We start from the raw sequence: 14,869 nt of genomic DNA on the forward strand, positions 1-14,869 counted from the left end.
ATTTGTAGCTTTCACATTCAATTTTGATCATTTTTTGTACAGATTGTAATTTCCGGAGCAATGTATAAAGCCATAAAAAAGCCCACCAGTGGGTGAGCTTTTTAGGTCTTGACCAAGAGAAAGAAGCAATAGGGATGAGCGCTGTTAATACTCTTGATCTAAACCATTGCTACACGTTTCATTCTCTTCTTCATCGAGCAGGTAGTCGATTTCAGTCACCTCATGCAGGCCAAATAAAGTGAATAGAAGATGGAGCATAATTTTCTCCTCAAAAAAAATGCCTCCCTAGAGGAGGAGGCAGTAAAAAAAGAAAGAAACTACAGCGATAGATTCTGCTGGAAATTATATATAAATTTATAATTTATATATTTGCATAATATTACATATTTTATGCCAAAAATTAGCCAACCCAGTCTACTTTGAATGAATTATTAATAGAAAATTATTATAATTTTAAGCTGAATTTCAAAGTTAAGAGGACTTCTTATTCGGTGATCAGCAGAATATCTAGAATCCCTTAATTAACGTAAGTAAATGACTGCCCTTTTTGCCTAGATTCACTATTGGAGCCGGTTTTATACCAGCCATAAAAAGGCTCACCTGTTTCCAGATGAGCCTACCGATGTCGAACAGCGAATGCTCAACCTGAATATCTGATGCATCCATCTCAATACATCAAGCAGCCCACCTACCGATGGATCCGAAGAAAATATTCAGATTATCCCACCCTTAAAGATGCATGGTCACACCCAGCTGAAAAGCGCGGCCCGGTAACGGCGCAATATATTTCAGGGGCGAATTATGTGGACGTGCCTCTTCATCCAGCAGGTTTGATCCATTCATAAACACATCAAAACTGGCATTTTTTAAAGTCACTTTTTTACGAATATCCAGATCCATCAGGTTGTATGCCGGTAATGGCACTTCCTCTGACACATTTTTTCCTAAATATCGCGGTTGATCATAATAAATACTTGCCAGACGCGCTGACCAATCTGCGCGTGTCCATTCAATGTGGGCACCATAACGATTGGTCGGCATATTCGGCAAATACACGCCATCATTACTTAAACGCAAACTTTCCGGATTAGTGGCCTTATTTTTAACCAGATCAGCAAAACCACCGACCTGTACCTCACCAAAATGGTCTAAATCAAAAGTGTAGTTCATATCCACCTCAAAACCATTCACTTTAGTATCGGTTTGCTTCCAGTACTTCAGCGGTAAACGGTTTCTCATGGATGAACCGGAATGCGACAAATAAAAATAATCTTCAAAATCCATTTGATATAAAGCTACAGCGATATTCGCAGCATCCCAGTTCACATGCGTGATTAATTCCAGCCCCTGCATTTTTTCTTTGTTCAATGCCTGATTGCCTTCCTCCTGCGTCATAACCGAATAATGCGGATTGCTGGCATACAGTTCATTAATTTCAGGAGCCCGTTCTGACTTGGAATATTGCAGTCTAAAGTCCAGATAATCGGTCGCTTTAAAATTCGAACCGACATAAAAACTATTTAGAGCAAAAGATTTATTTTGTAGGGTGCTATTGGCCGCATTACGCGCCAGTTTAAAACTCTGATCCTGAATCTCATGCTGAACGTTCTCATGGCGATAACCGGCATCCACAGAAAAATGCTCCCAATCCAATTTTTCCTGGATAAATACCGCCTGGGTCGTGGTTTTGACATTAGGGAGATAGCGCTGTGTTCCTGAACCATTAACATCACGCACATTCAAAGCAGTGCCAATTTCACCGCTCAAATTTTTATAAGGCATCTGCTTTAGTACCAGTTCGGCAGCATGGCTATCAAACTGATATTCATTGGCTTTGCTTGCACCAATATATTCACCCGAGCGATTGGATAATTTTGATGCCTGAATTTGGAGATGATCAAGTACAGGCAGTGGGTCTCTGAGTAACGCATCAACCGCAAAACGGTTCTGTTTAATCTGCACCGTAACCGGCAAGCCATCTTCATAAGCGCTCTGGAAAGATTTATTCTCCATTGAGAAACCCGGCACACCATAATCACTGGTTTTATAATCGGCACTAATTCCAATATAGCCATTGTCTAAAAAGTAAGTACTCCCGATTGCCATATTTTCATTTCTGGCATAGCTATTGCCCAGTTTTTTCTGATAATTGGGCGTAACATCCTGATTGGTTCGGCTTTCCACATATTTTGGCGTATTGGGCACATAATCCGGGTTGGGATCATTGACAAATTCCCGGTAGGCACCATTCACATAGCGGGTTAAAACCGCTTGATCAGTATATTTGGCCGACTCCAAGCCATCATAATAATCATAAAAATGCTGAGGATTCTGGGCGATATCTTCTAAAACATGCTTATTTAAATATTGATGATGTGCCTTATTAAAGACCTGTTCAATTCTGGCATCGCGCTGGCAGGCGCTTGCCAAAGCAGAATCAATCCCACCTCGCTCCGAGATAATCGCTGTATCACAGACGGCTGCTTTGCTCTTTCCGGGAATTTTATAAGATGAAATCTGTTGGGTAGAAAACTGGATATTGGTGCTCAGATTTTCCTGATTATTGACATTAATGCGAATACCATGCCCGCTAAAATCGTTAAAGCCCTTTTTATACACCACATCGACATTGGCGCTTTTCTCTTCCAGCATTTTTGAAATGATGCCCGAATCTATATCCACATAACCACCAATCGCCTGTCCGCCATAACGTACAGTATTGGTCCCTTTATGTACGGTCACGCTTTTAGTAAATAGTGGATCAAATGGAATATTAATATCACCGCTGATAGCATTCATTCCATTGATCGCCTGACCATTCTCCAGAATCTCGACCCGATGACCATTCAAACTGCGTATCACTGGTGCCCCCGAATTGGGACCGAATGCGCTACTTTGCACGCCAGACATATGTTTAACAGCATCGCCCAAGGTATTGGCTGTTTCAATACGTTCTTTAAGTGCAATATTCAGATTCTTGTCAGTATCATCCCCCTGAAAAATAAGTGGTTCCAGAATTGTAATCGGCTCTTCAGCCTGTGCCTGTTGCATCGCCAATAAAATTAAAGTCATGAGTGTGCTGTATTTCATGCGAGCCCCCTTTTAAAAAGTGTTATGTTATAACATAACTTTATGTCTATTTAAAAAATTATTCTGGTTTTTCTGGCAGATCGAGAAAATGCAGCAACTCAATTGAGAGGAAGAAAAATGGGGGAATTGAAATATTTTGAATTCTTAGATTCTTAAAAAAAGAAAAAACCATCTAACACGAAGTTAAATGGTTTTTAGAATCAGCTCAACAGCCAAAGCTCATTAGAGCTTTTTCCAGGTCATGGCACTGGTTGTATTGCTCTGTTGCGCTTTACCAAATACTTTCATCTGGTCTTTGCCATCATTCAATTGCGCTTCAATGGTATAGGTCCGGCCATCCTGGGTATTCAGCCATTGACCTTGCTTAAACTGCTTATGGTTGCCGGTCATGCCTTTCAGCACTTCCATACCAAAAATCGGCTGGTTCTTTAAAGCCCCTTCACATTTGCCACAAACGTCCGGATTCACCGCTCCCGCTGTCGGATAATTTTTGCTCACCACGGCGCTATACTGCTGTGTTTTGGAGTTTTTACGAATCACAATTTCCGACACATAATACCCGGTTCGATCATCAATCACTTTCCATGTCCCGATTAAAGGATCAAACGGCATTGCCACTACAGTTTTGGTTAAACCCGCCAATAGAGCCGCAGCCCCCAATAATTTAAAATTCATAAGCAAAAAGAGTTTCAAAAGAGTCAATAAAGAAATGAGATACGCTTCCCAGCGGCCTGCATTATATTCATTTTCCTAAACTAAATCATAATAATTTCATAAATTTTAAATATCTATGTGGTATTTAGAGCCAAGTTTTGCTAGATACTTCACATTTCTTTTCCAGAATTTTACCAATTCTTTTTATTGTCACATTCAGGGCTTATGATGCAGTCAAGGTCATTAAAAACGAGAAGATGGCCTGTAATAACTAAGTAGCGCAAACTAAGCCAGCATATAGCAATCCATATGTTGGGTTTTCTTTTATAGGTACTTTGCACTTTCATGCACAGGTTCTGATGGAAAAATAGTTGTGATGAAGCAAGATTTTTTAGCCCACCGGGATGGCTGCTCATATTCCATCCCGGTAGATGCAACACTTATTTCGCATTCGGTGAAACCATATTTTCTGGTCGTACCACGTCATCAAACTGTTCAGCAGTGACCAGATTCAGCTCCACCGCCACCTGTTTTAAGGTTTTCCCTTCTTTATAGGCCGTTTTCGCGACTTTGGCGGCATTTTCATAACCAATTACCGGATTCAGTGCCGTCACCAACATCAACGAGTTATGCAGGAAATGATCAATCTTGTCACGGTTCGGCTCAATTCCGACAGCGCAGTGATCGTTAAAGCTGTTGCAGGCATCTCCCAATAACTGAATCGACTGTAACAGGTTATAGGCAATCACTGGCATAAATACGTTTAGCTCGAAATTCCCTGAAGCCCCAGCCACATTAATTGTCGTATCATTACCCAGCACTTGCGCCACCACCATGGTCATGGCTTCACTCTGGGTCGGATTGACCTTGCCCGGCATAATGCTTGAACCCGGTTCATTTTCCGGAATGCGGATTTCACCAAAACCACAGCGCGGCCCACTGGCCAGCCAGCGTATGTCATTGGCAATTTTATTTAAGCTCACGGCCAGAGTTTTTAAGGCACCGGAAGCAAATACCGCAGCATCACGTCCAGCCAAAGCTTCAAACTTGTTCGGCGCAGTAACGAAAGCCAAACCGGTCAGGCTGGCCAGTTGCTGTGCGGCTTTTTCAGCATAGTCCGGATGGGCATTTAAACCGGTTCCTACGGCGGTGCCACCCAACGGCAGTTCATATAAACCGTCCAGGGCCTGATGCAAACGTTTTAAACCATGATCGAGCTGCGAGACATAGCCGCTAAATTCCTGCCCTAGGGTTAAAGGCGTTGCGTCCTGTAAATGGGTACGGCCAATTTTCACAATATCGGCAAAGGCATCGCTTTTGGCCTGCAAGGTATCTCTTAAACGGGTCACTGCCGGAATTAAGAGTTCATTGATCTGTAAACTGGCAGCCACATGAATCGCGGTCGGGAAAGAATCGTTGGTTGATTGTGCGCGGTTCACATGGTCATTCGGATGAACCGGCTTTTGCGCGCCCAGCGGATTTCCAAGTTTCTGGTTGGCAATATTGGCAATCACTTCATTACAGTTCATATTACTTTGCGTGCCCGAACCGGTCTGCCACACCACCAGCGGAAACTGGCTATCCCATTTGCCTTCAATCACTTCTTCAGCTGCATCAACAATATAGTGCGACAGCTCTTGAGGAATCTGGTTCAGTTCTGCATTGGTCATGGCCGCGGCTTTTTTCACTAAGCCCATGGCGCGAATCATGGGACGAGGTAAACGTTCCTGCCCGATTTTAAAATTCTGTAAGCTGCGCTGAGTCTGTGCACCCCACATGGCCTCACTCGGGACTTCAACTTCGCCCATGGTGTCGTGTTCGATACGTGTTTGCATACTCAACCTCTATCTATTCTTGCTGTTCTCAATGCTGTTATAACGCTGCCCTGAGGCAGCGGCTATGGCGAATATAGTCATCTTAGGTCAGGCGGATAAAATTATAAATGATAATTATTATCATGATTAAATTTATCATTGCCCGCGCAAGGTGTGCTGATAAAAGCGCCACTCATCTTCTAGCATCTGCTGAATCGAACGTTTCGGTTGCCAGCCTAGTACCTCTTTGGCTTTACTAATATCGGCCGCGACCTGATCCAGTTCAGCATAGGGATATACCTCAGCATCGACCGTTTTAATTTCGGTACCGGTGACGCTCGAAATTTCATTTAACAGCTGCTGGATGGAAATCGCCTCGCCGGCAATATTAAAGGCTTCACAAACATGCTGTTGCTGGAATAGCCATTGCAGGGTTAAAGACACCGCTTCACAACAATCCAGTACATGCAGGAAACTACGTTCAACAGTCTTGTCTTCAGTTTGGGCCTGCTTGCGCAGCTCGATAAATTCGCGTTGCCGCGCCCCGACCTGCATCGCCAGGGGTACAATATTTTTTGGCAGTGGCGGTACCATTTCACCCAGTACCCCATGTTCAAAGGCACCGGCAATATTACCCAAACGCAATAAGGCAATTTTCCATTCATTGTCAGTTTTAAAGGTATCCTGAATAATTTCCTCAGCCATCTGCTGAGATTTGATATACGGATTCGGATAGGCATACTGAAATGGCAGATCTTCTTTCAGTTGCAGGCTGGATTGGCCATACACGGTTAAGCTGGATAAATGCGCCAGCACACGTACCCCGGTACGCTGCATGGCACGCAGCAAACTCATGATACAGCTGACATTATCATTATAATATTCAAGCGGTTTCAGGACCGATTCTTCCAGCGATTTAAAGCTGGCCGTATGCACCACTGCATCAACCGAATACTGTTCAAAGACTTTATTTAAGGCCGGGGTGTTACGAATATCAATTTTGGCAAAAGGCACATACATGCCCGAAATATATTCAAGTCGTTCTAAGGTTTGTAAATTGGCATTGGATAAATTGTCGACAATAATGACTTCTTGCCCTTGAGCCATCAGACTTAATGCAATATGCGAGCCTATAAAGCCTAAACCACCAGTCACTAAAATCATTGTATACTACCTTTTTCTTATGAAGTCTGAATGCCCCCTGTGTTGCGGGAACATTTCATTAGTGAATTTTGATGAGTACCTTATTACTAATTACCTCCGCGCCAACCTCAATTCATGCCTGGCATGCGTTGGGTCTGGCTCAAGCCTTGCAGAGCAAGAATGAAGATTTCCGGGTGTTCTTCTATCAGGACGCTGTTATGGTCGCTAACGATTTACAATGGCTACCCGATGATCAGCGACAGTTAAAATCGGAATGGCAAAAACTGTCGATTCGTTTGCCGGTTTGTGTCAGTGCGGCACTGTTACGCGGGATTACCGATCAGGACAATGCCAAACGTCATCAACTTCATCAACACAATTTAGCCGCGGGCTTTGAATTGGTTGGTCTGGGCGAACTTACCGATGCAGTGCAATCTGCAGATCGCCTTCTTCAATTCTAAGTGGTTCTATTTGAGAATTTGTTGCATTTAAAAGGTAAATTGTGTGAAAACTGTACTCGTCATTTTAAGCCAGGCCAATTTAAGCAGCCAGCAGGTACATGAAAGCCTGTCTGCGACTATGGTACTGGCCACTTTTGGCTGTGAAGTCAAAGTGTTATTACAGGATGCTGCCCTAAGTCTGCTCAAAAGCGATTTGGCTTTTGACCAGCTCAAACACGCCTTCAAGCTGGCCTCGAATATGGTCGAAAGTTTTGAGTTTTATGATTTAAGCCCGATTCTGGTAGAACACCAGCATCAACATTCAGCTTATGTCAGCCAGTCGCAGCAGGAAATCGAGTTTATTGAACTGAATGCGGACTTTATCCAGCGTTTTGACCACGTGCTGTACTGGTAAGCCGGAAGGAATCTGTTATGTCACAAAATACTTTATATCTGCTGCAATCCGGCTTCCATACTACCCCGGCCATGCTGGACAAAGTTTCACGTCTGTATAGTGAAGGCGATGCAGTAGTGCTGATGGGTGATGCAGTATTGGCCATTGATCACCCATTTTGTCAGCAATGCGGCACCCTGTTTGCACTGGAGCATGATCTAGAGCTGCTGGTCCAGCCATTGCCTGCCCATCTGCACAGTTTAAACTATGCTACCTTTGCCGAGCTGTGTCTGGCTTATAGCCGTTGTATCTCTTTAAAATAAACAAGCTTTGAGTGTGTTATGAATCTTGAACTGGACCAAGATGGTCATTTGGTCGATTACACCATCTGGAATGAAACTGTAGCGCAAGAGCTGGCCAAAAGCCTGGAGCTGGAACTGGAAGATTGGCATTTTGAAATTTTGCAGGCTGTGCGCCAGTTTTATCAGCAGTTTGGTCATTCTCCGGCGACTCGCCCGTTAATCAAGTTTCTGATGAAAACGGTCAGCCCTGAGATTAATAATGCCCTCTTGCAAGAGCGTTTTAACACCGGACTGGTGGCGCGGCATTTAAGCCGTCTGGCCGGTATTCCCAAACCGGCGAATTGCCTGTAATTGGAGGAAGATTCATCTGTTCAGAGGTTTAGCGCTGTAGATGAATCTGATTTCACACGATAATCCTTTAATTCTTACTTTAGAAATGAATCTCATCAGGATGCGTTTCAATAATTCTTAACCAGGCCCGGGTGGCCGGACTCATGGCGACTGTCGTATTCCAGGCCATTCGCAAGGTCCAGTTCAGCTCAGGCTGGCACAAACGGCTGATCTGATAACGCTCGGCAGGCAACTGCTCACAATAAACCTGAGGCAACAGCGCAATCCCCACGCCGGAATCCACCATTTTGGCAATAAAATCCCACTGGCTGCTTTTACAGACAATTTTCGGTTCAAAACCCAGCTGTTGTGCGGCCTGCAAAATCATCTGGTTTAAAGTAAAGCTGTCGGCAAACAGTAAAAAAGACTCATCTTTCAGTTCCAGCAACGACACCGTTTCGCGTCCCTGCCATGCAGAATTTCGGGCAGATAACAAACACAGTGGCGAATCCATAATTGGAATTCCGCCCAATGCCGGTTTTAAATGACCGAGTACAATCCCGACATCAATCTGTTTATCCAGAATAGCAGCTTCAATCCCGCTGGCGCCTACCTCTAAAAAGCTCAGTTCAATAGCCGGATACTGCTGATGAAACTTGGCAATTAACCGGCTTAATAGCACCGAACCCAAGGGCGGCAAACCCAGCGTCAATTTACCGCGTTCCAGTGCACGAACTTCCGCCACCGAATCATAAATCGCCTGCTCCAGTTGCAGCATTTGTAGCGCATGCTGATAAATCTGCTCGCCCAGGTAAGTCAATTGCACTTCACGTTTACGCCCAGCTTCACCTTTATGAAACAGCGCAGTGCCCAACTCATCTTCCAGCCCCCGAATGGCCTTGCTAATTGTGGGCTGGGTCAGGCACAAAGCATCTGCAGTCCGGGTAAAACTTTGCAATTGCACCAGCTTGACCAGTATTTTCAGGCTTTTTAAATCCACCATCATTCCCAATAGGCATAATTATTTTTTCATTATTCATAATCATCTTGGTAGGTCAAATCTAAAATACAGTCGTGTTTAACCTTTAGGGTAATTCAGCGATGTGGTCACTTTCCCGTGTTGCCGTCCTCAGCATACAAATTGCGCTGCTAATCCTGATCTGGTGGCTCGGTGCGCTGATCCAACAGATATTCCAGCTGCCGGTTTCAGCGGGTGTGATTGGCCTGATCCTGTTACTGCTGGCGCTGTTAAGTGGCATATTTCAACTGCAATGGATCAAGCAAGGCGCCGATTTTATGCTGGCCGAGCTGATGCTGCTGTTTATTCCCTGTGTGGTCGGCATTATCAATGATCTAGACTTACTGCTAAGCCAAGGCTGGCAACTGCTGCTCTCGATTACGCTCGGCACCTGTGCGGTAATGGTCGCCACAGCCTATAGCGTGTGCTGGGGTTTTAAACTGGAACAGCGGCTCAGGAAAAATACCAACAATACCGCATATGTGTCAGGAGATTAAGATGAACCTGATCGCAAGCCTGTGCTTTATCTTCACCCTGCTGGGTTATATCGTGGCCAAACAACTGTATCGTCGTTATCCGGTGCTGCTGTTTTTACCCTCCATTCTGGTTCCGGCTGGATTAATCTGCGTGCTGCTCTATTTCGGGATTTCCTATAACAGCTATATGCAGTACAGCCACTGGATTGTCTGGATGCTCGGGCCAGCCACGGTGGCTTTTGCCATTCCGATTTATGAATATCGTGCGCTGATTCAGCGCCATCTGCTGGCCATCAGCATGGGTATTGTGATCGGTATGTGTGTCGGCGTTATCAGTGCTTTTTATCTGGCGCAGCTGTTTCAGCTGAATCAGGAAACCACATATAGCCTGATGGCGCGCTCTATCTCTACACCCTTTGCGATGGAGTTAAGTACACAGGTGGGCGGCTCGGTTGAACTGGTAATCCTGTTCACCATGATGACCGGCTTTGCCGGCGGTTTTATGGCAGATGCCGTCTTACTCGCACTCAAACTGAATTCACATTTTGCTCAGGGTGCAGCCTTAGGTAATGCCGCGCATGGTTTTGGTACTTCTAAAGCCTTTATGCGCCATCGTGAAGAAGGTGTGGCCGCCTGCTTAAGTATGGTACTGGCTGGCATATTTATGGTGATTTTTGGACCTGCCCTGATTCATGGCGTGGTCCGGTTTTTATAACTGAATCCGCTGCTAAAATAAAATCAGTGCAGATTAAGACTCATCCACTACATCGGCAAACTGGGCATTTAACACCCGGGCCAGATCATCCGGCTTTAAACCAATGTCCAGTCCACGTTTGCCACCGCTAACATAGATTTTGTCCAGACTTTGCGCGCTCTGGTCAATCACAGTTTTTAAACGTTTCTTCTGCCCAATCGGGCTAATTCCGCCAACCAGATAACCGGTTAAACGTTCGGCATCTTTAGGCTCTGCCATATGCAGTTTTTTACAGCCCACCGCGGTAGCAACTTTCTTTAAATTTAGCTGCACATGCACCGGCAAAATCGCCACATAATACTGTTTATCATCAGTTACCAATAAAGTCTTAAATACTTCAGCCAGGGCTAAACCCAGCTTTTCCGCTGCTTCCAGCCCAAAACTTTTGGCGTTCGGATCATGCTCATATTCATGAATGCTATAGTCAATTTTATTGGATTTTAAAATTTTACAGGCCGGTGTCATTTTAGTTGCCCAGTGATAAACCTCCTCGCAGTATAAAAGCTTCTGCTGCAGAAGTTAATCACTATATAGCTTAGGCTATTGAGTGGCAGCATGATATTTCCGCTTTTCCACATCATCCAGCATGCTCTCGGTTTCCTGCAAGACATTGGCCAAACGCTGGGTATGCGCAATCAAACGGTCCAGCCAGCGCTGTGCGGCCAGCAATTCCAGACTGCGTGCCGCACTCAGATGCTGCACCGTGGCATATTCAATCACTTTTTCACGCGCTTCGGCACGCTGCTCTTCCACCCATTGTTTCAGGTTTAACAGCTCACGATTTAAAGATGCCACTTCGGTCAGACGGTTAAACTCATCGACATACTGAAAGTGATTGTCCAGCACATGAATATAATCCAGCCCCATCTGATAAATAGTCGGCTGGGTGCGGATATGCTCGGCATGTTCCACCGCTTCCAGATCGCTGCGCAGCACACGTAAATACACCATCAGGCGCAGCATCGCCATTAAACGCTGCTGATCCAGCTCATTTTCACTAACCGATAAATCTTCCAGATACTGCTGCACCCGTTTTAAGATTTCATCCAGTTGCTGTAATTCGCTATTGGAGGGCAAACGACCTTCCTGAATCGCGCGTTTCAGCAAAATCAGGATATGCCCAATCGACCAATAAATCACTTTAGAAGCGGCATTAATCGCTAAAGCCGGCACCGAAAAACTGGCCTGATCCAGATAACATAAAATTGAAGGGGTGCGGTCTGGAATTAAACCGACAATCAACTGTTCAAACTGTTTTAAAAAGGGCAATAAAAATAAGGTTCCCAGCACACTAAAGGCGGTATGAAACGCAGCGACAATAATCACATCATCCCAAGTGCCGACCTGTGAATGTTCCGCCAGCCACAAAAAAGCCGGTTTCAACAAGATAAAAGCCAACACGGCCGAAATTACGTTAAACACCACATGCACGGCTGCGGTGCGTTTGGCATTGGCAGTCGAGCCCATGGCCGCCAGAATCGCGGTGGCCACTGTACCAATATTTTGTCCAATCACCAGGCCTAAGGCTTGGGACAAATCAATCGCTCCACTGGCCAAAGCCGCCAAGGTTGCAGTAATGGCTGCACTGGAAGATTGCAGCAGCACGGTCATCACCAGCCCGACCAGCACTAAAATCAGCTGTGTGGTAAAAGAATTATTGGAGAAAACCGATAAATCAACCCGCTCGGCAAAACCGGACATTGCCACCTGTAGCAAGTCAATCCCAAAGAAAATCAGGCCGAAACCAGCAATGGTTAAACCGAATAAAGACAGTCGCCCACGGCTGAATAATTTAAAGATGGCCCCTAAACCAATGAGTGGCAAGGCAATATGGGCAATGGAAAATTTAACCCCGAGAAAAGCCACCATCCAGCCGGTGCTGGTGGTGCCAATATTGGCGCCAATAATCACACCAATGGCCTGACTAAAAGTCAGAATACCGGCACTCACAAAGCCAATGGTGGCCAATGTGGTTGCCGTTGAGGATTGCACAGCCAAAGTCAGGCCGATGCCAGAAAAAATAGCTTTAATCGGTGAACCGGTAAATTTAGACAGCCATAAACGCAATGACTCCCCGGCCATCTCTTTCAGACTGTCTGTCATTAAGGTCATTCCGATCAGGAATAAACCGATCCCGCCACACAACTGTGCAATCACTTCTAGCATGTAACTACCCAATAAATATTTTTATTTTCAACCATCTAAGTATATAAGAGATTATGCGATGAAATCCGCTTTATACCCTAAAAGTTGCATAGTGACCTAAACGTGAACAGCACAATAAGTAGAAAGATGATCTTCCAATGCACTCTAAAGATATTTCAAACACGTAGTATTGGAGCGAAAACTTAACAAAACAGCGGCGGTTCCAGGCCGCCGTTGGCTTGACGGATATCGCCCAGCTCACTAACATCCTTAAACATATTCGCGAGCACTGGCTAATCTGGTGCAGCATCACTGCTTTTTTCTGATTTTAAAATGAAACTGACCATCCCATTATTATTGAAAACCTCTTTTATTGGCCTCAGTGCCCTTAGCCTGATTGCCTGCTCACCTTTAGGAGGCGGCTCCGTTGCCAAACGTTCCGCTAAACTTTCAGTCGGTATCCAAAAAGCCTATTCGGTTGCACCTGACACCGCTAACCGTGTTGCGCCGATGATTGTGCAACATGCAGAACGTTATGAAATTGATCCACTGTTACTGGCCGCGCTGATTCGCCAGGAATCCAGCTATCGCAGTCATGTGGTATCACCGGCTGGTGCGGTGGGCTTAACCCAAGTCATTCCGCGTTACTGGCAGCAAAGCTGTGGCAGTAATTTGTTTGATGAATCTTCCAATATTCAATGTGGTTCTTACATTTTAAATCGCTATAACACGAAAGCCGGCAGCTGGCCCAAAGCCCTAGCCTATTATAATGTTGGTCCTACCGGTTATCATTCCAGCTGGAAGATGAAACGCCAAGGCAAACGTTATGCCAAACAGGTTAAACAGCATCAAAATGATTTAAAAGGCGCACTATAAACCTTTTTATCCTGTGATTTTTTAAAAGCTCCTGATGGGGCTTTTTTACATCATTGCCAAGCAATTACATATTCCCGTCAAAACCAGTACAGTGCCTTGAGCCTCAGTTGTTAACGTAGCAAAAGAATTCACGAAACGAGGATGGGAAAATGCCAAAGAAAGTATTATTCATTACGTCCAATCAGGGTGTGGAGCAGGATGAGCTGATCAAACCCTTTGAATATTTGAAATCTAAAGGCATTGAAGCCATACATGCAGCAGAAGAACAAAAAGAAGTTCAAACGGTCAAGGCTGATAAAGATCCTGGTCTAAGTACCGAACCGGAAACAACGCTAGATAAGGTCAATCCGGAAGATTACGATGCACTGGTCATTCCCGGTGGAACGGTCAATGCCGATACGCTTCGAATTAATCCCGAAGCGCATAAAATCATCCAGCACTTTACCGATCAAGGCAAACTGATTGCCGCAATCTGTCATGGTCCGTGGGTTTTAATTAATGCCGAACGGATTCGCGATAAAAACCTGACGTCTTATAAAACCATCAAACTGGATCTGGAAAATGCCGGCGCGAAATGGGTCGATGAAGAAGTCCATCGCTGCAATACCGGTGGATGGGTATTGATCAGCTCACGTAATCCGGATGATATTCCTGCATTTAACCAGGCGATTGTGCAAGAATTGGAAGCTGAAACCTAAAGATTTTTAATCATATCCATAAAAGAAACCTCATCTTCGGATGAGGTTTTTTATCAGAATCGGGAGATTAAGAAAGCCCTTTGAGCTGTTTTAAATAGGCCACCACTTCCTCATTACCGGCCATTTCAGCAAGTTCCAGTGCCGTATGTGGACTACGATGCTCCATATCCGCCCCTTTGCTCATCAGCAATTTCACCACATCCAGATGATCATTTTCTGCCGCAGCCTGCAAGGCACTATAGCCTCCCTCATCACTACCATTGGCATCGGCACCTTGCTGTAAGGCTTGCTGTACCTGCTCTAGCTCACCGAGTGACGCCCAATATACAATTTCAGGAAGATGTAGCTCATCATCATCTTCAGGGATCGGAGAGAATGAATTCAGTTTCATAAAGTGCTCTTAGAATCGTAATTTGATCATATTGATCTTAAGATTTTAGCTGAATCTGGGGATATATATGGATTTAAATTGTTAGCTTTAATTTTTAGATAAAAATTGGGTTCTATGCGCTGGCTGATGAGGCATTTATTTAAATAGAAGCAGGAAGGAACAGCAAAAAATCAAAAGCGACCTTAAACAAAATGAGGAAGCCCAGATAAATTTTACCCATAAAAAAATCCCCCTGCTGTTTAAGCTCGGGGGATTTTGAATTAATGAGCTGGCGATGACTTACTCTCACATGGGTAACCCCACACTACCATCAGCGCTAAGAGGTTTCACTTCTGAGTTCGGGA

The 14,869-nt window shown here is 44.7% G+C and carries 16 protein-coding genes; 8 read left to right on the forward strand and 8 right to left on the reverse strand.

All coding sequences use genetic code 11. From position 1 onward, the window contains the following. Positions 1-729: 729 nt before the first annotated feature. The 4 genes from FTT68_RS09420 to FTT68_RS09435 form a co-directional block, all read right to left on the reverse strand. The gene (locus FTT68_RS09420; protein ID WP_180057238.1) at positions 730-3,090 is read right to left on the reverse strand and encodes a TonB-dependent receptor; all 2,361 of its coding nucleotides are present in this window, start codon (positions 3,088-3,090) and stop codon (positions 730-732) included. Between the two features lie 222 nt (positions 3,091-3,312). Continuing rightward, entirely contained in the window at positions 3,313-3,765 is a 453-nt protein-coding gene (locus tag FTT68_RS09425; protein WP_016658057.1) for a DUF2147 domain-containing protein, read from the reverse strand. Between the two features lie 419 nt (positions 3,766-4,184). Continuing rightward, positions 4,185-5,579: a class II fumarate hydratase gene (gene fumC, locus FTT68_RS09430; RefSeq protein ID WP_016658056.1), complete on the reverse strand. Its 1,395-nt coding sequence runs from the start codon at positions 5,577-5,579 to the stop codon at positions 4,185-4,187. Between the two features lie 135 nt (positions 5,580-5,714). After that, positions 5,715-6,722: an SDR family NAD(P)-dependent oxidoreductase gene (locus FTT68_RS09435; RefSeq protein WP_180057236.1), complete on the reverse strand. Its 1,008-nt coding sequence runs from the start codon at positions 6,720-6,722 to the stop codon at positions 5,715-5,717. A 71-nt stretch (positions 6,723-6,793) separates the two neighbouring features. Here FTT68_RS09435 and tusD point away from each other — a divergent pair, with 71 nt between their 5' ends. Genes tusD through FTT68_RS09455 form a run of 4 tightly spaced genes read left to right on the forward strand, consistent with a single transcriptional unit; the run spans position 6,794 to position 8,188 of the window. Further along, complete coding sequence (tusD, locus tag FTT68_RS09440; RefSeq protein WP_180057234.1) at positions 6,794-7,162, forward strand: sulfurtransferase complex subunit TusD; 369 nt, start codon at positions 6,794-6,796, stop codon at positions 7,160-7,162. A gap of 43 nt (positions 7,163-7,205) precedes the next feature. Beyond that, entirely contained in the window at positions 7,206-7,556 is a 351-nt protein-coding gene (locus tag FTT68_RS09445) for a hypothetical protein (protein WP_005178260.1), read from the forward strand. A gap of 17 nt (positions 7,557-7,573) precedes the next feature. Further along, positions 7,574-7,858 (forward strand): DsrH/TusB family sulfur metabolism protein, encoded by a 285-nt coding sequence (locus FTT68_RS09450; protein WP_016658053.1) that lies wholly within the window; start codon positions 7,574-7,576, stop codon positions 7,856-7,858. A gap of 18 nt (positions 7,859-7,876) precedes the next feature. Further along, positions 7,877-8,188 (forward strand): TusE/DsrC/DsvC family sulfur relay protein, encoded by a 312-nt coding sequence (locus FTT68_RS09455; RefSeq protein WP_005178263.1) that lies wholly within the window; start codon positions 7,877-7,879, stop codon positions 8,186-8,188. A 79-nt stretch (positions 8,189-8,267) separates the two neighbouring features. On the opposite strand, the gene FTT68_RS09460 is transcribed toward FTT68_RS09455, so the two are convergent. Further along, positions 8,268-9,167 (reverse strand): LysR substrate-binding domain-containing protein, encoded by a 900-nt coding sequence (locus FTT68_RS09460; protein ID WP_168370537.1) that lies wholly within the window; start codon positions 9,165-9,167, stop codon positions 8,268-8,270. Positions 9,168-9,268: 101 nt separating this feature from the next. Here FTT68_RS09460 and FTT68_RS09465 point away from each other — a divergent pair, with 101 nt between their 5' ends. Both FTT68_RS09465 and FTT68_RS09470 read left to right on the forward strand, forming a co-directional pair. Next, on the forward strand, positions 9,269-9,682 hold the full coding sequence (locus FTT68_RS09465) for a CidA/LrgA family protein (RefSeq protein WP_005178267.1): 414 nt from the start codon (positions 9,269-9,271) through the stop codon (positions 9,680-9,682). A gap of 1 nt (position 9,683) precedes the next feature. Next, a complete protein-coding gene (locus tag FTT68_RS09470; RefSeq protein ID WP_180057232.1) occupies positions 9,684-10,376 on the forward strand; it encodes an LrgB family protein in 693 nt (230 codons plus the stop codon). 33 nt (positions 10,377-10,409) lie between these two features. Here FTT68_RS09470 and ybaK read toward each other — a convergent pair whose 3' ends face one another. Next, entirely contained in the window at positions 10,410-10,880 is a 471-nt protein-coding gene (ybaK, locus tag FTT68_RS09475; protein ID WP_016658051.1) for a Cys-tRNA(Pro) deacylase, read from the reverse strand. A gap of 75 nt (positions 10,881-10,955) precedes the next feature. Further along, positions 10,956-12,581: a Na/Pi cotransporter family protein gene (locus FTT68_RS09480; protein WP_045794821.1), complete on the reverse strand. Its 1,626-nt coding sequence runs from the start codon at positions 12,579-12,581 to the stop codon at positions 10,956-10,958. Positions 12,582-12,893: 312 nt separating this feature from the next. Here FTT68_RS09480 and FTT68_RS09485 point away from each other — a divergent pair, with 312 nt between their 5' ends. Further along, positions 12,894-13,436 (forward strand): lytic transglycosylase domain-containing protein, encoded by a 543-nt coding sequence (locus FTT68_RS09485; RefSeq protein WP_005178276.1) that lies wholly within the window; start codon positions 12,894-12,896, stop codon positions 13,434-13,436. Positions 13,437-13,585: 149 nt separating this feature from the next. Continuing rightward, a complete protein-coding gene (locus tag FTT68_RS09490) occupies positions 13,586-14,134 on the forward strand; it encodes a type 1 glutamine amidotransferase domain-containing protein (RefSeq protein ID WP_016658048.1) in 549 nt (182 codons plus the stop codon). A gap of 67 nt (positions 14,135-14,201) precedes the next feature. Here FTT68_RS09490 and FTT68_RS09495 read toward each other — a convergent pair whose 3' ends face one another. Next, complete coding sequence (locus FTT68_RS09495; RefSeq protein ID WP_180057230.1) at positions 14,202-14,525, reverse strand: ankyrin repeat domain-containing protein; 324 nt, start codon at positions 14,523-14,525, stop codon at positions 14,202-14,204. Positions 14,526-14,869 lie beyond the last annotated feature (344 nt).

Source organism: Acinetobacter sp. Q85-2 (genome assembly GCF_013420555.1).
Lineage (GTDB): Bacteria > Pseudomonadota > Gammaproteobacteria > Pseudomonadales > Moraxellaceae > Acinetobacter > Acinetobacter indicus.

What these genes read in the sequence shown, in the direction of transcription:
- FTT68_RS09420 (WP_180057238.1), bottom strand. Translation starts at nt 3,090, where the DNA reads ATGAAATACAGCACACTCATGACTTTAATTTTATTGGCGATGCAACAG.
- FTT68_RS09425 (WP_016658057.1), bottom strand. Translation starts at nt 3,765, where the DNA reads ATGAATTTTAAATTATTGGGGGCTGCGGCTCTATTGGCGGGTTTAACC.
- fumC (WP_016658056.1), bottom strand. Translation starts at nt 5,579, where the DNA reads ATGCAAACACGTATCGAACACGACACCATGGGCGAAGTTGAAGTCCCG.
- FTT68_RS09435 (WP_180057236.1), bottom strand. Translation starts at nt 6,722, where the DNA reads ATGATTTTAGTGACTGGTGGTTTAGGCTTTATAGGCTCGCATATTGCA.
- tusD (WP_180057234.1), top strand. Translation starts at nt 6,794, where the DNA reads ATGAGTACCTTATTACTAATTACCTCCGCGCCAACCTCAATTCATGCC.
- FTT68_RS09450 (WP_016658053.1), top strand. Translation starts at nt 7,574, where the DNA reads ATGTCACAAAATACTTTATATCTGCTGCAATCCGGCTTCCATACTACC.
- FTT68_RS09455 (WP_005178263.1), top strand. Translation starts at nt 7,877, where the DNA reads ATGAATCTTGAACTGGACCAAGATGGTCATTTGGTCGATTACACCATC.
- FTT68_RS09465 (WP_005178267.1), top strand. Translation starts at nt 9,269, where the DNA reads ATGTGGTCACTTTCCCGTGTTGCCGTCCTCAGCATACAAATTGCGCTG.
- FTT68_RS09470 (WP_180057232.1), top strand. Translation starts at nt 9,684, where the DNA reads ATGAACCTGATCGCAAGCCTGTGCTTTATCTTCACCCTGCTGGGTTAT.
- ybaK (WP_016658051.1), bottom strand. Translation starts at nt 10,880, where the DNA reads ATGACACCGGCCTGTAAAATTTTAAAATCCAATAAAATTGACTATAGC.
- FTT68_RS09480 (WP_045794821.1), bottom strand. Translation starts at nt 12,581, where the DNA reads ATGCTAGAAGTGATTGCACAGTTGTGTGGCGGGATCGGTTTATTCCTG.
- FTT68_RS09485 (WP_005178276.1), top strand. Translation starts at nt 12,894, where the DNA reads ATGAAACTGACCATCCCATTATTATTGAAAACCTCTTTTATTGGCCTC.
- FTT68_RS09490 (WP_016658048.1), top strand. Translation starts at nt 13,586, where the DNA reads ATGCCAAAGAAAGTATTATTCATTACGTCCAATCAGGGTGTGGAGCAG.
- FTT68_RS09495 (WP_180057230.1), bottom strand. Translation starts at nt 14,525, where the DNA reads ATGAAACTGAATTCATTCTCTCCGATCCCTGAAGATGATGATGAGCTA.